Source organism: Hahella sp. CR1 (genome assembly GCF_029813005.1).
In the GTDB taxonomy this organism is placed as follows: Bacteria; Pseudomonadota; Gammaproteobacteria; order Pseudomonadales; family Oleiphilaceae; genus Hahella.
In genome coordinates this window covers 845998-864219 of sequence record NZ_JAPELK010000001.1, presented here as the reverse complement: position 1 = coordinate 864219, position 18222 = coordinate 845998, and the positions used below count along the sequence as shown (strand labels likewise).

18 protein-coding genes are annotated in these 18222 nt (G+C 54.9%); 8 read left to right on the top strand and 10 right to left on the bottom strand.

Annotated elements, in window-relative coordinates:
• Positions 1-16: 16 nt before the first annotated feature.
• On the bottom strand, positions 17-931 hold the full coding sequence (locus tag ONV78_RS03850) for a LysR family transcriptional regulator (protein WP_279501261.1): 915 nt from the start codon (positions 929-931) through the stop codon (positions 17-19).
• 206 nt (positions 932-1137) lie between these two features.
• On the opposite strand from ONV78_RS03850, the gene ONV78_RS03845 reads away from it, so the two are divergent.
• Both ONV78_RS03845 and ONV78_RS03840 read left to right on the top strand, forming a co-directional pair.
• Positions 1138-1500, top strand: a complete 363-nt coding sequence (locus ONV78_RS03845) for a LuxR C-terminal-related transcriptional regulator (RefSeq protein WP_127974043.1) — start codon at positions 1138-1140, stop codon at positions 1498-1500.
• 519 nt (positions 1501-2019) lie between these two features.
• The gene (locus ONV78_RS03840) at positions 2020-3321 is read left to right on the top strand and encodes an NAD(P)/FAD-dependent oxidoreductase (RefSeq protein ID WP_279501257.1); all 1302 of its coding nucleotides are present in this window, start codon (positions 2020-2022) and stop codon (positions 3319-3321) included.
• A 98-nt stretch (positions 3322-3419) separates the two neighbouring features.
• Here the strand turns inward: ONV78_RS03840 and ONV78_RS03835 are convergent, their stop codons facing one another.
• Positions 3420-3914, bottom strand: a complete 495-nt coding sequence (locus ONV78_RS03835) for a TIGR00645 family protein (RefSeq protein ID WP_127974045.1) — start codon at positions 3912-3914, stop codon at positions 3420-3422.
• Between the two features lie 352 nt (positions 3915-4266).
• Between ONV78_RS03835 and ONV78_RS03830 the strand changes: the two genes are divergently transcribed.
• Together ONV78_RS03830 and ONV78_RS03825 are read left to right on the top strand one after the other, a co-directional pair.
• Positions 4267-4977, top strand: a complete 711-nt coding sequence (locus ONV78_RS03830) for a choice-of-anchor N protein (RefSeq protein ID WP_279501255.1) — start codon at positions 4267-4269, stop codon at positions 4975-4977.
• A gap of 159 nt (positions 4978-5136) precedes the next feature.
• Positions 5137-5748, top strand: a complete 612-nt coding sequence (locus tag ONV78_RS03825; RefSeq protein ID WP_279501254.1) for a glutathione S-transferase — start codon at positions 5137-5139, stop codon at positions 5746-5748.
• A gap of 48 nt (positions 5749-5796) precedes the next feature.
• On the opposite strand, the gene ONV78_RS03820 is transcribed toward ONV78_RS03825, so the two are convergent.
• From ONV78_RS03820 to ONV78_RS03800, 5 genes are read right to left on the bottom strand one after another with little or no spacing between them, the layout of a single operon-like run.
• Complete coding sequence (locus tag ONV78_RS03820; RefSeq protein WP_216736098.1) at positions 5797-6564, bottom strand: SDR family oxidoreductase; 768 nt, start codon at positions 6562-6564, stop codon at positions 5797-5799.
• 27 nt (positions 6565-6591) lie between these two features.
• On the bottom strand, positions 6592-7290 hold the full coding sequence (locus ONV78_RS03815; protein ID WP_279501252.1) for a phosphoglycerate mutase family protein: 699 nt from the start codon (positions 7288-7290) through the stop codon (positions 6592-6594).
• Between the two features lie 57 nt (positions 7291-7347).
• Complete coding sequence (locus ONV78_RS03810; RefSeq protein WP_279501251.1) at positions 7348-8415, bottom strand: phosphotransferase family protein; 1068 nt, start codon at positions 8413-8415, stop codon at positions 7348-7350.
• A gap of 5 nt (positions 8416-8420) precedes the next feature.
• A complete protein-coding gene (locus ONV78_RS03805; RefSeq protein WP_279501249.1) occupies positions 8421-9287 on the bottom strand; it encodes an SDR family oxidoreductase in 867 nt (288 codons plus the stop codon).
• A gap of 15 nt (positions 9288-9302) precedes the next feature.
• On the bottom strand, positions 9303-10511 hold the full coding sequence (locus ONV78_RS03800) for an acyl-CoA dehydrogenase family protein (protein WP_279501247.1): 1209 nt from the start codon (positions 10509-10511) through the stop codon (positions 9303-9305).
• Between the two features lie 152 nt (positions 10512-10663).
• Between ONV78_RS03800 and ONV78_RS03795 the strand changes: the two genes are divergently transcribed.
• Positions 10664-11596 carry a LysR family transcriptional regulator gene (locus ONV78_RS03795; RefSeq protein WP_279501245.1) on the top strand — a complete coding sequence of 311 codons (933 nt, stop codon included), beginning with the start codon at positions 10664-10666 and terminating at the stop codon, positions 11594-11596.
• A gap of 230 nt (positions 11597-11826) precedes the next feature.
• Here the strand turns inward: ONV78_RS03795 and ONV78_RS03790 are convergent, their stop codons facing one another.
• Both ONV78_RS03790 and ONV78_RS03785 read right to left on the bottom strand, forming a co-directional pair.
• Positions 11827-12357 (bottom strand): hypothetical protein, encoded by a 531-nt coding sequence (locus ONV78_RS03790; protein ID WP_241566918.1) that lies wholly within the window; start codon positions 12355-12357, stop codon positions 11827-11829.
• 165 nt (positions 12358-12522) lie between these two features.
• Positions 12523-13227 (bottom strand): hypothetical protein, encoded by a 705-nt coding sequence (locus ONV78_RS03785; protein WP_279501242.1) that lies wholly within the window; start codon positions 13225-13227, stop codon positions 12523-12525.
• 216 nt (positions 13228-13443) lie between these two features.
• Here ONV78_RS03785 and queC point away from each other — a divergent pair, with 216 nt between their 5' ends.
• From queC to ONV78_RS03770, 3 genes are all read left to right on the top strand, one after another.
• The gene (queC, locus tag ONV78_RS03780; protein ID WP_216736091.1) at positions 13444-14139 is read left to right on the top strand and encodes a 7-cyano-7-deazaguanine synthase QueC; all 696 of its coding nucleotides are present in this window, start codon (positions 13444-13446) and stop codon (positions 14137-14139) included.
• Complete coding sequence (queE, locus tag ONV78_RS03775) at positions 14127-14780, top strand: 7-carboxy-7-deazaguanine synthase (RefSeq protein WP_279501239.1); 654 nt, start codon at positions 14127-14129, stop codon at positions 14778-14780. Before queC ends, queE begins: the two co-directional genes overlap by 13 nt.
• Positions 14781-14869: 89 nt before the next feature.
• A complete protein-coding gene (locus tag ONV78_RS03770; RefSeq protein WP_279501237.1) occupies positions 14870-15793 on the top strand; it encodes an AEC family transporter in 924 nt (307 codons plus the stop codon).
• A gap of 10 nt (positions 15794-15803) precedes the next feature.
• Here the strand turns inward: ONV78_RS03770 and ONV78_RS03765 are convergent, their stop codons facing one another.
• Positions 15804-18152: a molybdopterin oxidoreductase family protein gene (locus ONV78_RS03765; protein WP_279501235.1), complete on the bottom strand. Its 2349-nt coding sequence runs from the start codon at positions 18150-18152 to the stop codon at positions 15804-15806.
• Between the last annotated feature and the right edge of the window lie 70 nt (positions 18153-18222).

The window sequence follows — 18222 nt, the reverse complement described above, 5'->3', positions numbered from 1 at the left end:
TACCGGCATATTTCCCTCAAATTGCCGCGACCGGCTCAGCCGCGCCAACTTTCTGCGTCGCCCGGGTGAGACTTTCCCATAAGAAGCGCACAGCGGGTCCATGGGGCTTCTCTAATTTGCGCAACACATAAAGATCGACTTTCTCAGTAGCGTCACACGGAATATGAGGCACCGGCAGCAGCTCGCCCTGGGCCAGCTCTTCTTTGATTTCATGCAAAGGCAGACGCCCCCAGCCCAGACCGGCGAGGATCATGCGTTTTTTCAGATTGTGGTCGTTGACCGCCCATTTACCGCCGTTATCCACCAGCAGATAGCGCTCATCAAGACGCTTGATGGCGCTGTCCTCAACGACTATCTGGGTGCTTCGGCAGAGATCTGGCTCGCCATTGTTGCAGCGCAACAGGTTGGCGAGATAATCCGGCGTGGCCACGACTTTCAAGACAATCTGGCTGAACGGAGCGGCTTCCAGAGAAGCATGCACGCGCTCCTGATAGGTAATGGCGATGTCCGCGTGGTTATCCTGTAGACGCTGCATGGCGCCCTCCAGGGTTTCAATGTAGAAATCCACCTGGGTATTGGCGTAGCGCGCGGCGCATTCGCGCAGAGACGGCAACACTTTCTCCAATGGACAGATGTGATTAACGGCGACGCGGATGACTGGCTCGTATCCCATGGCCAGTTCGCGAGTATAGGAATCAAGATCGGAGAATTTCGCCAGAAGTTCGTTTACTTTTCCGGAGAAGGCTTCCCCTTTTTCGGTCAGTTTGGGGCGGTACCGGTCGCGCTGGAACAACAGGAAGCCAATTTCCTCCTCCAGCGCACGTATGGTTTTGCTTATCGCGGATTGGCTGCGGTAGAATTTTTTGGCCGCCGCCCTGAACCCGCCTTCGCTCACCACTGCGGCGAATATGCGTAGCTGTTCCCTAGTCATGTAAAATTTCCCTTTAATACAACATGATTACTTTACGGCAACACAAAATGAAAATTAATCATTATTTTTTAATCAGTTAGCGTCATAAGATAACAATAGAGCACTCGCTGGGCGCAGATAGGGAATGATTCCCGATCAAGGACGGCGCCAAAAAGGGACATGTTAAACAGTAATGGATGTAAGGATAGGACGTAAAAGTGCTTACCATGGTTACAAAAGGAAATGACCTCCCCACTGTGTACCGCAGCGCGCCTGCGGAAGACGATCTGCTGCCGTCGCTAGCGCGGCTGAGCGGCGTTCCAATTTCCATCCGAGAAGCGCAGACCATCGGACTCTGGCTATGCGGTTTATCCGCCAAAGAAAGCAGCCAGGTGCTGGGTTTGTCGCCACGAACGGTGGAGACTTACCGGGAAAACATCAAAAACAAGTTTTCCATCACCAACAAAATCAAGTTCTTTGACTTGCTGATACGCAACAAACTGCACATTCCGCTCGTATTGATGGGAGGCAGTTACATCACCGAGTATCAGTCGAACCACCAGGATCAGCCGTTGCAGGCTACCGGATAACCCCACCGGTACGCCCCGCCAAGGGACAAAACAAGAATAAGCTCCCGTCAGGACGCCCTCCCATGTCCGTATCCTATACGGATGCAGGGGGGCGCATTTCTCCCTAGACTGCCGCACTCGAGGGAAAACGCAGCGTTAAGGCGTCCTGATCAAGGCGACGGACCGATTTCGCCGGCGCATTCAGGGCGACAGGCTCCAAAAGAGCCGCTCTCGGTTGCAACGCTGATTCAACGCAAGCCGGCCGCCAATGGACGTCTCAGCATGATTCCTGAAGGTGATGGACCGACCCTGATTCACCCGACGCCGAGACGTACGTTTTACAGGCCTGCTTTTTGGAGGGCGCGCCCGCTTGATCCAGGCGGACAAGAGGCCCTCCCTTTTTTAGCCGCTCAGGGCGAAAGCCCAAAACAGATTTCGTCTTCACTCCCCCATATGCAAGTCAGCGGATTTTCTTTACCGTAGCCGGGATTTCCTGGGTATTTCGTCTTATAATCCCTAGCTATTTCGGGGAGTTGTTTTATGAGCATACCTAAAATAGTCGTCGTCGGCGGCGGCGCAGGGGGGCTGGAGCTGGTCACCCGCCTGGGCAATGCGCTCGGGAAGAAGAAACGGGTGGAGGTCCACCTGGTGGATTGCAACCCCACCCACTTATGGAAGCCGTTACTACATGAAGTCGCCACTGGCTCCATGGATTCCGGCATCGACGAAATCAGCTACCGTTCCCACGCTTTCTACCACGGCTTCACCTTCCATCTCGGCAAAATGCATAGTCTGGATCGCCAGGCGCGCACAATAAGCCTGGCGCCCATGCATGATGCGAGGGGCGATGAAATCAGTCCTGAACGCACGCTCGCTTATGATTATCTGGTGCTGGCCCTCGGCAGCCAGACCAACGACTTTGGCACCCCAGGCGCCGCCGAGTACTGCGCGTTCCTCGACAGCCGCAAACAAGCCGACCTGTTCCACAAGAACCTCATCAACACTTACCTCCGCCTCAGCAGTCAGGCGTCGGAAGGTAAGCCGGTAGTATTGGAGATAGGCATCGTCGGCGCCGGCGCCACAGGCGTGGAACTGGCCGCGGAGCTGCACAACACCACGGCGCTGCTGGGCGCTTACGGTCTGAAATTAGGTCCCCAGAATCTGAAAGTGACCATCATCGAAGCCGGTCCCAGAGTCTTACCCGCCCTGCCTACGCGCATCTCCAACGCGGTAGTCGAAGAACTGGGCAAGTTGAACATCGCCATCAAGACCAACACCAAAGTCACCAAGGTCACGGATAAAGGCTTCGAAACCGGCGACGGCGAATTCATCACCGCGGACATGCGCGTTTGGGCGGCGGGCGTCAAAGCCCCGGATTTCCTCCAGGGCATCGACGGACTGGAAACCACCCGCAACAATCAGGTCGAGGTGTTACCCAGCCTGCAGTCAACCAAAGACGACCGCATTTTCGCTATCGGCGACTGCGCCAGCTGTCCCCAGCCTGACGGTTCCAAAGTACCGCCACGGGCGCAGTCCGCTCACCAGATGGCCAGCCATGTTTACGTTAACCTGCGTCACCTGTTGGCCAACAAGCCGGTAAAATCCTATATCTATAAGGATCACGGTTCACTGGTGTCGTTAAGCCGCTACTCCACCGTCGGTAATTTGATGGGGAATCTGACCGGCAAATCCATGATGATCGAGGGACGCATTGCGCGCTTCGTCTACATCTCCCTGTATCGTCTGCATCAAATCGCTTTGCATGGATACATCAAAACCGCGCTGATCATGTTTTCCGCGCGCATCAATAAAATCATTCGGCCACGTCTCAAGCTGCACTGAGACGCCAACGAAAAACCGGGGCTCAAAGGCCCCGGTTTTATCCGACATAAACGTATTTCGCTTAGCTTGCAGGCATTTTCGCCCGGCCGCGATGAGCGTTAGTGTTCCTTACGGGTGATCTTGTCCAGGTATCCCATGCAGAATGCGGACACTACAAAAGTCATGTGGATGATCACGTACCAAAGCAAATAGGTCTCCTCCACATTCTCCGCATTCATGAATATTTTCAGCAGATGAATAGAAGAAATAGCGACAATAGACGCCGCCACTTTGTTTTTCAGCGTGCCGGAATCCACTTTACCCAGCCAACTCAGTTTTTCCTGCCCTTCGGCGATATCCAACTGTGAGACAAAGTTTTCATAGCCGCTGAACATCACCATTACGAGCAAGCCGCCAACCAAAGCCAAATCAATCAGCGACAACACCACGAGCACCAAGTCCGCTTCTTTCATGGAGAAGATCACTGGCATTACATGGAAGATCTCCTGGAAGAACTTCACGCCCAACGCTAACAGGGCCAAGCTTAAGCCCAAATAAATCGGGGCAAGTATCCAGCGCGCTGAATACATCAAATTTTCAATAAAACGCTCCATGATCTCCGCCTAACTCTTACAAGATTGAGAAAAAGTGTCGTGTTTGGAATAACTTCCCGCTTGATGGGGGCTCAGCATAGCAAAAACAAGCAATTTACAGTGAACCTTGCGATAAGTTCATCCCCCACGCCCTTGTATTCCTGAGCTTTATGGATAAGGCCCTGTCAAATTAACAGCATTCAATTTCCGACATGTGTCACAAAAATTTACATTTACAATTTCTTTGTAACATCACGTAACTCGCCAAGTGCCTGTCCATGTTCATTAACTTTTAGTATGGCGAGGTAATTGCCTGTTTTCTGATGTAGTCCACCCTGTCATTAACCACACTCGCAGTACAGGCTCAAGAGTCATGAAACAAACAACAACCTCACTCAAAGCGTTTGTCTTTTCATCTGCCATGCTCGCCTCTACCGGAGCATTCGCTCTTCCGGCGCTGCAAATTGGAATTGAAGATGGAACCTATGACATGGCCTCCGAGGATTCGGTAACCAGCGCCACCGCCTTTACACTTTATGCCTTAGCCGATACAGGTATCGTTGACGCTGGTTTATTTGATTTCCGCCTTAGCATCGCCGTCACGCCCAAACTGTCGACGCCGACTGACTTAGGCAGCATTGTCGTCAATGGCATCACCATTGATATTACCGATGATATGACTTACGGCACTCCTCCTGTAGAGGTAGTCAGCAGCAGCGCTGACCTGCCAGGCCACGGTATTTACGACACTTATTACTACGAAGTCGACTTCTCCTTCGACACCGGTAATAAAGCCACGCCTTACAATGTGCAGGACGATCCCGATGGATTCGCACTGTACGGCGGATCAGGCGACTACCTGTACTACAACGCCTTTGACTTCGACGTTTCCGGCTTTACAGGAACTGGCCTGCACTTTGACCTGTATGCATTCGACTTCGACCTGAAAAAGCCGATAGTGGCGTTCGCTCCGTTCTCTCATGACGGTAGCTACAATCGCCGGGAAGTGCCAGAGCCAGAAACGCTTGCGCTGTTCGGTGTTGCTTTAGCCGGGCTGTTGGTATTCCGCCGCCGCCAAGCCTAATCAGAACTTAGATTTTTACACGCAAACGCCGGCATCCGCCGGCGTTTTTCGTTTCAGCGTCAGTATTTTTTACAGTGAACGAAAACAGTTGACGTCTACAGTCTAAGTTATTGACTATAGAAGACCTCAACGATAGGGAGTTGTTAACGGAGAAATCATATGCAGCTCATCGGCTCACTTACCAGTCCTTTTGTCAGGAAGATCCGCATACAGTTATTGGAAAAGGGGCTTCCGTTTTCCCTGCTGGAAGAGATTCCCTGGAATGCGGATACCTCCGTACCTAAATTTAATCCATTGGGCAAAGTTCCCGTATTAATCGACGAGCATGGCGAGATCTGGTTTGATTCGCCGGTTATCGCCGAATATATCGAGACCCTGGAAACCCGTCATCGTCTGGTTCCAATCAAGTCGATCGACGCAGTCAGAGTACGCCAGTTGGAAGCGCTGGCGGACGGCGTTTGCGAAGCGGCCATCGCCATCTTTCTGGAGAAAAAACGCCCATCGGAACGACAAGGCCCGGAATGGATCGCCCGTCAGGAGCAGAAAGTAGAGCGCGGCTTGGCCGCCCTGGAAAAGGCCACTGTCGGTAAGCATTGGGTATTTGAAGACCACCTTACGCTGGCGGACATCGCCATTGGCAGCGTAGTGGGCTGGTATGATTTCCGTTTCGGCGATTCCGATTGGCGCAATAACCATCCGCACCTTGCGGACTATGTGGATCGTTTGTTCAAGCGCGACTCATTCATTCAGACACAACCGCCTGAATCCTGAGTCGGCAATCCATGGGACGCAGCGACTTGGCGTTGCGTCCCATACGGTTTACGAAATCAGGTAACCGCCGTCCACCGCCAGCACGGAACCTGTCGTATAAGAAGCGGCGTCACTCACCAGATACAGCACGGCGCCCGCCATTTCCGTCGGCTCTGCGATACGATTCATCGGTACATGCTGCAGCAACTGTTTAAGTATTGCTTCATTCTGCGTGAGCGCTGATGCGAATTTGGTGTCTGTGCCCCCTGGCAGCAGCGCATTCACTCGAATCCCCAGGCCCGCGCACTCCTTGGCGAATGTTTTGGTCATGCTGATCACCGCGGCTTTGGTGATGGAATAGATGCCCTGAAAGTGTCCGGGAATGACGCCATTGACCGACGCCACGTTCACAATCTTGCCACTCTTCTGCGCGCGCATGAGTTTGCCGGCTTCCACGGACATAAAGAAGTAACCACGGATGTTCACATCAACGGTCTTTTGAAATACGCCCAGATCCGTTTCCAGCACATGTCCGAAATAAGGATTGGTGGCCGCGTTGTTAATCAGGATATCCAGCTTGCCGTGCTTTTCTTTTATCTGCTCGAACAATGAGGATATTTGCTCCATCTCACCGATATGACAGGCGATAGCCTCAGCGGAGCCGCCTGCGTCGCGAATCGACTGCGCCACGGATTCACAGCCTTCTATTTTGCGACTGGACACAATGACATGCGCTCCATACTGCGCCAATGTCCTGGCGATGGATTCGCCGATCCCGCGGCTGGCGCCAGTGACCAGCGCAATCTGTCCCGTCAGTTGAAATAAGTCTTTTTGCATAATAAGGCCCTTAATATTTGCGTCAGTTCAGCGCCAGGTGACATAACTGCGATCCCTGCCGCACTGCAAGTAACTGTAATTATTGAAATAAGCCAGCGAGCGACGCCCGCCGCCGCTGTACATGATTTTGGTGATGGAGGCGTTCACAATGGACCAGTTCATACTGAACGCCGCGGGTGAAGACAGGCCAAGTACTTTTTGCAGAATCGCAGTAATAACACCGCCAGAAGTCACGATAGCGATATTGCGGCCGCCGCCAACTTCCTCCAGTGTGGATTCAAATGTCTGAGCGGCCCTGTCGCTAAATGTCGACCAGGAATCCACGCCCTCCCATGAGTCTCTTTCCAGCCAGGCGGCAATCACCTTTTCAAACACTTTCTGAAAACTGCGCCGACGGTCGATATTTCCGCTCACAAAGGCCGCAGCATCCGCATCCCGTTGCGCCAGTTCAGGCAGCACTTTGGCCAATACAGCGACATGATCAAACTCATTGAAGCCATGGCTGCGAGCGACTTCCGCCTCTGCGCCCATCTCGTTGAGCGCAATGGAGGCGGTGTCTATCTGACGATTCAGCAAACCGCTTCGCCATGCATCCAGACGCAAACCTTTTTCAGCCAGATAAGTCCCCAGCCTCTGCGCCTGAACACGTCCAAGCTCAGACAATTTGTCGTAATCGTTATCGCCGAAACTGGCTTGTCCATGGCGAATTAAATAGACCGCGCCCATCAACCAATCTCGCCCGTTAAGTCGCGTACAAAATCGTGCATGACCATGTAAGCCAAATCAGGACAGAGAAGACGCATGAATCTTGTCTCGCAAATAGCCGTCCAGATACTGCACGGCCTGTATAAAGCTGGCGAAACGTTTGTCCTGCGTCTGGCCATGGTGGAAGCGGTAATAGATCTGCTGAATGATGACGACCAATCGGAACATGCCGTACACCTCATAAAAATCAAAGCTGGGAATACTCAGACCGGCTCGCTGCAGGTAATAGTCGACAATTTCCGCACGACTCATCATCCCCGGCAAGTGCGTGGGTTGACGCCGCAGCATATGCAAGGGGGCCGGGTCATCCCGTTGCACCCAATACGCCAGACTGTTGCCCAGGTCCATCAGCGGATCGCCAATGGTCGCCATTTCCCAGTCCAGCACGCCGATAATGTTCATCAGGTTATCGGCGTCCAAAACCAGATTGTCAAAGCGATAGTCGTTATGCACCAGGCATCGCCGTATCTGTTTCGGCTTGTGCTGCTGCAGCCAGGCCATCACTTCTTCAAAATCCGGCGCGTCATCCGTCCTGGAGCGTCGATAGCGATCACACCAGCCATCAATCTGCCTCTCGACGTAATCGCCTTCCTTCAATAAATCTTTCAGGGGCGTACTCTCCCAGTTCGCCTGATGCAGCTCGACCAGTCGGTCCACCATGTTATGACACAGTGCGCGCTGATCCGCTTCACTGAACGGCATTCCTGCTGGCGGATCGCCACGCAGAATGACGCCTTTGAGGCGCTCCATAACGTAGAATTCGCCGCCGATAACGCTCTCGTCCTCACAAAACGCCACCATCGCTGGCACGTAGGGATATATCCCTCGCAAGCCCTGCATCACCCGATATTCCCGGCCCATATCGTGAGCGGACTTGGCCTTGCGCCCGAATGGCGGGCGGCGCAACACAAACTCTTGATCGGGATACTGCAGCAAATAAGTCAGATTAGAGGCGCCGCCCGGAAACTGCCGAATCCGCAGTTCGCCAGACAGCCCCTTCATATGCTGCTTGAGAAAGGCGTCTATCGCCGCTGCGTCAAGTTCTTCACCGGCGCGAACCGCACCCGCGCTATCAGCAAATGTCATTGCACTCATCCTACCGCTCGCCCCTTTTCCGTCGTTTCCACGCTGTCATCGCAGTCCTGCCGCTTCGCCAAAAGACGACGCCCCAAGGTCTTCATGCTTCGCAAATAGACTCCGGGCGCATATCTTTTCAACCACCACAACAGCCGGTAATTGGCGTGAGGCAAAATGTAGAAATGCTGTTTATCCACCCCCTCATATAAGCGTTCCGCCACATCCGCCGCGCTCAGCTTGGAGCCTGCGAACAGCTTTTCCATGGTTTCTTTGAGTTTGGGATTAGGAGAGCGCGCCGTACTCGCCAGCCCTGTCGAAAAGAAGCCGGGACAAACGACATTTACGCCAACGCCAAAGGGAGACAATTCACCCACCAGTGTTTCCGAGAGCGCCACGACGCCGGCTTTGGCGGCGTTATAGGAGCCCATTTCCGGGGCATGCACCAGTCCCGCCATGGAAGCGATATTAACGATCTGGCCGGAGCGTTGCCGTTTGAACAACGGCGCGAATTCTTTACAGCCGCGCACCACGCCCATGAGGTCAATATCGATCACCCATTCCCAGTCTTCCAGCGGCGCTTCGCCAATTCCGCCATGAGCCGCCACGCCGGCGTTATTCACCAGGATATCCAGACCGCCCCACAGCTCTACAATTTTGCGCCGCCATGCCTGTATATCCCGTACCTTGGTGACGTCTACATGCTGATAAAAGGCGCGGTTTTCGGGCAGACCCAGCGACGCAACGATGGCGTTTCCGGTGTCGTCCTGCACATCCGCAAAGGCCACCCTCCACCCGCGGCTGAGAAAATGCCGCGCAGTGGCCAGTCCCAATCCACTGGCGGCGCCGGTAATCGCGACGCGCTTTTCTGGAAATCGATGCATATCCCCTCCTCTGGTCTATCGTTGGTATTTCTTAAGTTCATACTTGGCGATCAAAGCCCGATGCACTTCGTCGGGTCCATCCGCCAAACGCAGCACTCGCGCATAGCCAAACAACGCCGTCAGCGGAAAATCATCGGAGACGCCTGCGCCGCCGTGCATCTGAATCGCCTGATCCACAATACGCTGACACAAACTCGGCGCTACAACCTTGATTTGCGAGATCTCGCTCATCGCCGCAAACACACCGTACTTATCAATTTTATACGCCGCCTGCAGCGTCAGCAGGCGCGCCATTTCAGTATCCATACGCGCGTTGGCGATAATGTCCGCATTCCCTCCCAGCTTCGCCAATGGTTTACCAAAAGCAACGCGGCTCAATGACCGCTCGCACATAAGCTGTAACGCCCTCTCCGCAGCGCCAATAGCGCGCATGCAGTGGTGAATGCGACCCGGCCCCAATCGACCCTGAGCGATTTCAAATCCTCGTCCGGGACCGGCGATGATATTGGTTAAGGGGACGCGCACGTTTTCGAAATGGACTTCGCCATGACCGTATGGCTCATCCAGCTGACCGAACACCGGCAGCATGCGCTTCACATTCACACCCGGCGTGTTGCGCGGCACGATAACCATCGAATGACGTTGGTGACGATCGGCGTCAGGGTCAGTAACGCCCATAAAGATAAAAAATTCACAACGGGGATGGCCGGCGTTGGACGTCCACCATTTGCGGCCATTCACCACCACCTCATTCCCTTCAACGACAATGGTCGCCTGCATATTGGTGGCGTCGGAAGAAGCGATGTCCTTTTCCGTCATGGCGAACGCGGAGCGAATCTCTCCCGCCAGCAGAGGCTTTAGCCAGGCGTCCTGCTGCTCGCGGGAGCCATAGCGCGCCAATACCTCCATGTTGCCGGTGTCAGGCGCATTACAGTTGAAGACCTCAGGCGCTATAAACGACCATCCCATTTCCTCCGCCAGCGGCGCGTATTCCAGCGTGCTGAGTCCGGGGCCGTATTCCTCTTCCGGTAGAAACAGGTTCCACAAGCCTTCCTTCTTCGCTTCCGCTTTTAAGGTTTCCATGATCGGCGGTTGGGTCCAGGTCTGTCCGGGTTCGGCCAGATGGGCGTAATATTCTTGCTCCGCAGGTAAGACCCGGTCGCGGATAAAATCGCGAACTCGCTGAATGTAGCCCGCGGCGCGCGGTGAATGATCGAATTCCATTGCTCACCTCAAAATCAGAGTTTGGCCATTACAGACGAGCGTTTCTTTGCGCATCGCCCGCCGCGCTGGAAGCGCTTGAGTGAATGGCTAAACCATAGTCACCGCCATATAATTAAACAAATGAATAATAGAAATAGATAAATATAAAAATCATGCATATTAGCCGCATCGACCTGAACCTGTTTGTGGTGTTCGACGCTATTTATAGTGAAGGCGGCATCACTCGCGCATCGGAAGTGTTGCATTTGACCCAGCCAGCCGTGAGTCATGCTCTCAATCGTCTGCGGGAAGCGCTTGGCGATGAGCTGTTCATCCGCTCTTCCCGTGGTATGACGCCAACCCCTTACGCCCATCAATTAATCGGTACGGTGAGACAGGCGCTGAATCAGTTACAACGCGGTCTGCAACAGGGTCAGGAGTTCGCCCCTGCACAATTGGAAACCAGTTTCAGACTATGCGTGCGGGACCTGTTCGATGTGCTGCTGTTACCGGAGCTGATCAAAAATTGTAGGGCGATCGCCCCGAAAGTGATCTTTAACTGTCTGCGCTCGCCCCGCGAGCAGATCCTGCATGATCTGGCCAGCGGCCGCATTGATCTGGCGGCGGATGTGCTGATCAGTCACGACGACAGCATTTGTCATGAGAAACTGTTTGAAGATCGTTTGGCTTGTCTGTTGCGCAAAGACCATCCCGCCCTGGCCGGGGAATGGAATCTGGCGGAAATGTTGCGTTGGCCTCATGTGCAGGTTTCCTCCCGGGAGCATGGGCCTGGATATGAAGACATCCAGTTATCCCGGCACGGCCTGCAGCGTAAATTGGGACTGCGCACCCCTCACTTTTACGGCGCGGCGTTGACGGCGGCCAGCAGCGATTTGATCCTGTGCGCGCCGGAACAGGTTGCGCGGCGCCTAACGCAAACTATCCCATTGCAGGTCATGCCTTTTCCCCTGACGCTGGCCCCATTGGAGACTTATCTCTACTGGCACAGATCCACAGATCGCGAGCCCGCCCACATCTGGTTACGAGAGCAAACACAACGAGCTTTGGCGCAAGGATTACAGGGGATTGAGACAGGCCAAATCTAACGCCAGGCCTAGGGAAATAAGGGCCTCGGTATTCACCTACAGTAAAAGCAAGGTGGCTGAACCATACTTTTTAGCGTGTCAATTGTAGGGTTTAGAAGACACGGGAACGTTGGATTCCCAACGCACTCCATACCCTCTTGCATTTCCTTAATGTAGGCACAAAAGTGCTCTCCTGAGCGGGTTACTGCAGGCGCAAGCAGTCTCCCGCTTTTTTTGCGCCTGCAGTCAGATCACAAGCCTTGTTCGATGACCATTTTCCAGGTTGTGTAGAGAATCTGCGCGTCGTTGGCGGCGCGGTGAGTTTCCACGCCTAATGTCTCAATAGCGCGACGACGCGTCTCCGCCCAGTTGTTTACCTGTTGCGGAGCCAGAAGTGCGGCGATGGATTCCAGTTTAAAGGCGGGTTGTAGCTTGGCGGCCCGGAACAGACGATGCAGCCAAAAGCTGTCAAAGGTCCAGGCGTCGCAATAAACATGTTCGGGAAGCAATTCGTTGAGCGCATGCGCAACATCGACGACATTGACGCCTTCCTGCTGCAGTTGCTGGCGAGAGATGCCATGAATGGCGCAGGCGTCTTCAGACCAATCCGTCCACAAGGGGGCGGGACGCAGCAGCCAACTATGAATGGCGCCATCCGGCAGACAAACGCCCACTTCAATCGGATAACTGCAAATCAGATCCAAACTCGATGCTTCAAAATCGATAAAGCAGGGCTGTTGTTGTAATGCTTCTATCTGCGAAGCCATTGTCTCAAAAGACATATTCGGTTCGTTTTTCACATACTCCTCACGGCATCCTCTGTGCGGCGTCGTATCCGCCACGATCCCCTGTCGCAAGACGGGGCGCAAATACCGGCCACTTCTACAACGCGCCTTGTGGCGAACGGACCGATGTGGAGGACGTCGATCTTAAACACGGCGGAGCGCCTATCCCGCTCCGGCGTCGGCAAGTTCCTTTTCCAGCAGAATGACTGCGGCTTTAGCCGACGCTCCCGATATGGGCGTGTATATTATTTGGTCGCCGGCTACTTCAGGCCAGTAGACAAGCATACTCTGATCTTTAGCGCCGGAGGTATAGTAAATGACCGTAAGTATTCCAGGGCGCTCATCCGCGATGTACTTGATGGCGGCCTTGTCTGCGCGACTGGAGAGATCGATCAGCACCGGATCGGGATAACGGTCAAATTGCTCAGACTGCACCAACTCACTGGCGAGATAGTTGCGTAGACTGACGAAATCAGGATTATCCGGGAACAACAGCATCTCCTCCGCCAGACTGGCCACTCGCGCGGTCATCAACGCATTGTCTTCGGTGGAGGGATCGCTGAACTCGGGAGGTATGCCTGCCGCTGCGGCGGGCATCATGTTGAGCAGACTGGGCCAATCCTCCGCTTGCGCCGCCACCTCCCAGTTGCTGCGCTCTGGCGTCTGCAAATACGCCAGTCCGCCCCAGACTAATGCGCCGATGATAAACATGCCGCCCTGACGGCGACGCCGCTTTTCTTCCGTTTTGATTTTGATCGGCTGACGGCGCATCTTTTCCGCGCCCAATCCAAGCATCGCCAGAGCGGCGATCAGGCAGAGTACGACTGCAAAGATCTGACCCAACAGAGCTAGCTGAACCGGACTCATATGCGTTCCCCCTTGGTACTTCTCTCGCCCGGGAGCGGAGATCGCGATGAAACGACGCCGGGGCGGGGCGCATCACGGGACGCCGCCCCTTCTTTTCTGTATAGCAGATTTTCCCCAAATTGCCGCTTTTCCAACGTCCGGATCAGGGCATGAACGGACGACAGCCACTATAGCCCGCGGTATAATGCGCTTTTGTTCTCTCACAAGCGGTAGGCAATGAATCAGTCTGATACGTCCCTTATTCCAAATCGCGCCGTCGCCATCTTCTCCGGCGGTATGGACTCATTCACTCTTCTCAACGAGTTAGTGGCGGAAGGTAAAGAAGTTTTCGCCCTCTCCTTCAATTATGGACAGCGACACAGCAAAGAGCTGGAATGCGCCAGACAGGTATGCGAAAGCCTGAACGTCGCCCATAAGATCATCGACATCACCGCCATCAATTCGTTGCTGGCCGGCTCTTCTCTGACTGACGACATTCAGGTGCCGGAAGGACACTATGAAGAAGAGAACATGAAGTCCACCGTAGTACCTAATCGCAATATGATTCTGTTGTCTCTGGCGATTGGCTATGCCGTCTCACTCAAAGCCGAAGCCGTCTATTACGGCGCCCATGGCGGCGACCACGCCATCTACCCGGACTGCCGTCCGGCGTTCGTGGAAATCATGAGTGAAGCGTCCAAACTGGCCAACTACGAGCCAGTTGAAGTCCGCGCCCCGTATTTATACGAAACGAAAATTGAAATTCTGCGCAGAGGTCTGGCCTTGGGTCTGGATTACGGACAAACCTGGACGTGTTACAACGGCCGTGAAAAAGCCTGCGGCAAGTGTGGTTCCTGCGTCGAGCGCCTGGAAGCCTTTGAAAAGAATGACGCGGTTGATCCCGTGGCGTATGAGTCTGTATGTACCGGGTAAAAGAAATTTTCTACACCCTGCAAGGGGAAGGGGCGCACCAAGGGCGCCCCGCCGTGTTCTGCCGCTTCAGCAAATGCAACCTGTGGACAGGACGTGAAAAGGACCGCGCCAGCGCTGTCTGCAACTTCTGTGATACGGATTTTGTCGGCGTGGACGGTCAGAATGGCGGCAAGTTCGCGACAGCGGAGGAACTGGCGGAACGCATTCTGTCATTCTGGCCGCAGGAAGAAGGCGAGCGCTTTGTCGTCTGCACTGGCGGCGAACCTCTGTTGCAACTGGATGAGCCGCTGATTGAGGCATTCCACGCCAAGGGCTTCGAAGTCGCAGTGGAAACCAACGGCACCCTGCCCGCTCCCGCCGGCATCGACTGGCTATGCGTCAGCCCCAAAGGTCGAGCGGAGGTAGTGATAAAAGAGTGCGACGAGCTCAAGCTGGTCTACCCGCAACCGGAAGCGCCGCCGGAACGCTTCGATGATATTCACGCCGGCCGCTATTATCTGTCTCCCATGGCCAACCCGTTGGCGTTAGAGGGCGAAGATGAGCGCAAGATTCACAATACCAAGCTGGCGATGGATTTCTGTATGCGTTATCCAAAATGGCGCTTGAGCGTGCAGCTCCACAAAATATTAGGTATCGATTGATTCCGCCGATTAGCCATTACTGCGTATAGATCAACAGGGCGGACAGCTCCGACAATATTCATTTTCGAAACGCTAACGGACGCCTAACTATGCAGGTCAGCGCCGCCCTCATTCCCGTCTTTATACTTATCCTCATCGGGTACGGCATGCGCCGCCTTAACTTTCCCGGCGATAGCTTCTGGCCGCCGGCGGAAAAGTTTCTTTATTACTTCCTGTTTCCCATGATGCTGGTGGATAAGCTCACCTACGCCAAACGGGACGGGCTGATGCTGGATCGTTTATTCCTGGCGATTCTATTGGCGTTTGTCATCGCATCCGCCTTGATGCTGGCGATACAACACTGGCGGCGTTGGTCAGGCTCTCGTTTCACGTCCGTTTACCAAGGCGCCGTACGCTTTAACTCCTATGTGGGATTGGCCGCCGTGCAGGCGTTGCAGGGCGATCAGGGGCTGGCGCTGGCGGCGTTATCCATGTCCATTATGATCCCCCTGATCAATGTGCTGTGCATCGGCGCCTTCGCGCTTTATGTGGAGCAGTCAGCGCCCGGCTGGCGCGGCGTGGGCAAAGCGATCATCACCAATCCACTGATACTGGGAAGTTTGGCGGGACTGACCTTCAACAGTCTGGGGATTGGTTTTCCAGACGCCGTCAACCAAGTATTAAAGCTGGTGGGTAATATGGCGCTACCATTGGGCTTGCTGTGCGTTGGCGCGGCTCTGGACTTGCGTAACCTGAAAGGCGCCGGCAGCTCGCTCATGATCAGCAGCGCCTTCAAACTGGGTTTGTTCCCGCTCATATTCGTCGGCAGCGCGTTGGCGTTGCAGCTACCGCCGCTCAATGTCGCAGTGTTCGCCATACTTGGCTGCCTACCGACTGCGACAGCCTCCTATATCCTGGCTCGCCAGCTTGGCGGCGATGCGCCACTAATGGCGGGCATCATCAGCGCGCAAACGCTGATGGCCATGCTCACCATGCCGCTGGCGCTTTCCCTGCTGACGGCGGCGCTGCAGTGATGGGATTGAGCTAAACCGCCACAGAGCCGCCCTGCTTCTGCGCGCCAGCGCTTCGGCTTTTGCCTTTGCGACCGGTTGCAGACTTCACTGTCACGGGAACGCCATTCAGCGCCGCATTGCCGGACAGTGGATCAACCCATAGTTCGTCGGTCAGGTCGTTTACACTGACGCCCCCATGAGCACTGGCCGTGCACCAGTTGACGCCGCTGCGTTTGTGTCCCCACCCATGGGGAATACTAACGACGCCGGGCATGATGTCGTCCGTCACCTCCACAGGCAGAACCACAACGCCCACACGAGAGCGCACTTCCGCGTCTTCGCCGTCACGCACGCCATAGCGGCTGGCGTCGCGGGGATGCATTAGCAACGTACACCGGTTTTTGCCCTTCACCAGACGATGACTATTGTGCAGCCAGGAATTGTTAGAGCGGACATGGCGACGCCCGATCAACAGCAATGCGTCGTCCCCGCTTTCATTCAGTAACGCTTTCACCCGGGACAAGTCGCTGAGATAAATCTTCGGCGCCAGGTTAATGCGTTTGTCCTTGGTGAACAGTCGCTGCGGCAGGCAGGGGCGCAGAGGCCCAAGGTCCACGCCGTGCGGATGCTGTAGCAATGTCTTGATTGAGAGCCCTTTCGGCAGATCGCGATTTTCATCGCTTAAGGGGCCCTGTTTCCAGAGCTGTCGCAGCGGATGTCCGGGATGCAGCGCCTGCAACGCTCTCTCCAGGTAACCGGACCAGCGCTCCGACGCCGGCAGGTCGCGGCCATAGGGACCCAGCTGCAGATAGATATCCGCCAGACCATCTGGTCCCAGGCGCTTAAGCAGCTTGTATTTGAATTCCGCTTCGATCGACGAGCGCAAATCGCGACTGCTCAGACGCCGCGACAACTCCAAAAATATCTCCCAGTCGTGCAGCTCGTTGTCCTCTTTGGGAAACAGCGGCGGGGAGTATTTCACGGTGTTGCGCACCGCCAGCGCGGCGAACACGATGTCGATATGGCTGCGTTGCAAAGGGCCAGCAGGCGGGAGAATGATATCCGCATGACGAGAGGTTTCGGTGACGTACATATCAATACTCACCATAAACTCCAGGGACTCGAACGCTGCGTCCAGCCGTCCGCCATTGGGTGAAGACAGCACAGGATTCCCCGCCACCACCACCATGGCTTTAATCTGCTCAGGCCCCTCGGTCAGGATCTCTTCCGCCAGTGTCGCCGCCGGTAGTTCACCGCCAAATTCAGGCAAACCGCGCACGCTGCTGCGATAGCGACCAAAATGCCCTTTATGTCCGGACATCGCGCCGATGGCGGGAAGGTCAATGGCGGGCTGAGTAAACATCAGGCCGCCGCGACGATCCAGATGGCCAGTCAATATATTGATGCAGTAAATCAACCAGACGCACAAGCCGCCATAGCGTTGCACGCTGACGCCCATCCGCCCGTATAAAACCGCCTGACGGGTCTGCGCAAGCTCTCTGGCCAGCTTCCGAATGTCGTCCGCCGCAACGCCTGTCGCTTCCGCGACGCGTTCGGCGGGATAAGCTTCTCCCGCCAATCTGAGTAGCTCCACATCCTCCGTGATATCGGCGAGATGGCCCAGATTGACCAGGTCTTCATCAAACAGGACGTTGATAATAGCCAGCAACAGCAACACATCCGTCCCAGGTCTGATAAAGATATGTTCGTCCGCCACTTTCGCTGTTTCCGCCTTACGCGGATCAATGGTGACGACTTTGCCCCCACGCTCGCGAATGGCCTTGAGTCTGCGCTCAACGCCGCCTGCGCTCATCAGGCTGCCATTGGACGCCAGAGGATTGCCGCCAATGCAGACAAAAAGGTCGCAACGATCTATGTCAGGAACTGGAAACAGGCCCTGATTTCCAAACATCGTAAGGTTGGCCAGCATATGCGGAAGCTGGTCGAGGGACGTGGCGGAAAAGCGTTTTCTGGTGGCCAATGCGCGCAGGAACGGCAGAATAAAAAGAGTATTGCCATGGTCATGCACGTTGGGATTGCCCAAGTAGACTCCCAACGCATTGCGTCCATGCTCCTCACGCACTTGGATCAAGCGCTGCGCGGTATAATCCAGGGCTTCGCCCCAGGAAATTTCCTCCCAACCGTCAGCGGTGCGACGTAATGGTTGGCGCAAGCGGTCTGGATCATTCTGAAGATCCTGCAGCGCCACTGCTTTGGGGCAAATAAACCCCTCGCTGAAGGGATCCTCGGCGTCGCCTTTGATGCTGACCACTTCGTCGCCATGGGTTTCGATGCGCAGGCCGCACATGGCTTCGCACAGCGTGCAATTTCTAAAATGGAGTCGCCGGGATTCTTGTTCGGCGCCAGTATTCACAGTCATGCGCAGACCTCGCTCTTCTTGGTATTGTTATATCCAGTTCGGGTACCAAAGCTTTTTGGCTGACGCCAGC

Bases quoted from the DNA above. Each gene is read 5' to 3' on its own strand.
- queC (WP_216736091.1), top strand. From the start codon at position 13,444: ATGAATCAGTCTGATACGTCCCTTATTCCAAATCGCGCCGTCGCCATC.
- ONV78_RS03805 (WP_279501249.1), bottom strand. From the start codon at position 9,287: ATGCATCGATTTCCAGAAAAGCGCGTCGCGATTACCGGCGCCGCCAGT.
- ONV78_RS03820 (WP_216736098.1), bottom strand. From the start codon at position 6,564: ATGCAAAAAGACTTATTTCAACTGACGGGACAGATTGCGCTGGTCACT.
- ONV78_RS03840 (WP_279501257.1), top strand. From the start codon at position 2,020: ATGAGCATACCTAAAATAGTCGTCGTCGGCGGCGGCGCAGGGGGGCTG.
- ONV78_RS03770 (WP_279501237.1), top strand. From the start codon at position 14,870: ATGCAGGTCAGCGCCGCCCTCATTCCCGTCTTTATACTTATCCTCATC.
- ONV78_RS03790 (WP_241566918.1), bottom strand. From the start codon at position 12,357: ATGTCTTTTGAGACAATGGCTTCGCAGATAGAAGCATTACAACAACAG.
- ONV78_RS03825 (WP_279501254.1), top strand. From the start codon at position 5,137: ATGCAGCTCATCGGCTCACTTACCAGTCCTTTTGTCAGGAAGATCCGC.
- ONV78_RS03785 (WP_279501242.1), bottom strand. From the start codon at position 13,227: ATGAGTCCGGTTCAGCTAGCTCTGTTGGGTCAGATCTTTGCAGTCGTA.
- ONV78_RS03800 (WP_279501247.1), bottom strand. From the start codon at position 10,511: ATGGAATTCGATCATTCACCGCGCGCCGCGGGCTACATTCAGCGAGTT.
- ONV78_RS03815 (WP_279501252.1), bottom strand. From the start codon at position 7,290: ATGGGCGCGGTCTATTTAATTCGCCATGGACAAGCCAGTTTCGGCGAT.
- queE (WP_279501239.1), top strand. From the start codon at position 14,127: ATGTACCGGGTAAAAGAAATTTTCTACACCCTGCAAGGGGAAGGGGCG.
- ONV78_RS03765 (WP_279501235.1), bottom strand. From the start codon at position 18,152: ATGACTGTGAATACTGGCGCCGAACAAGAATCCCGGCGACTCCATTTT.
- ONV78_RS03795 (WP_279501245.1), top strand. From the start codon at position 10,664: ATGCATATTAGCCGCATCGACCTGAACCTGTTTGTGGTGTTCGACGCT.
- ONV78_RS03835 (WP_127974045.1), bottom strand. From the start codon at position 3,914: ATGGAGCGTTTTATTGAAAATTTGATGTATTCAGCGCGCTGGATACTT.
- ONV78_RS03810 (WP_279501251.1), bottom strand. From the start codon at position 8,415: ATGACATTTGCTGATAGCGCGGGTGCGGTTCGCGCCGGTGAAGAACTT.
- ONV78_RS03845 (WP_127974043.1), top strand. From the start codon at position 1,138: ATGGTTACAAAAGGAAATGACCTCCCCACTGTGTACCGCAGCGCGCCT.
- ONV78_RS03850 (WP_279501261.1), bottom strand. From the start codon at position 931: ATGACTAGGGAACAGCTACGCATATTCGCCGCAGTGGTGAGCGAAGGC.
- ONV78_RS03830 (WP_279501255.1), top strand. From the start codon at position 4,267: ATGAAACAAACAACAACCTCACTCAAAGCGTTTGTCTTTTCATCTGCC.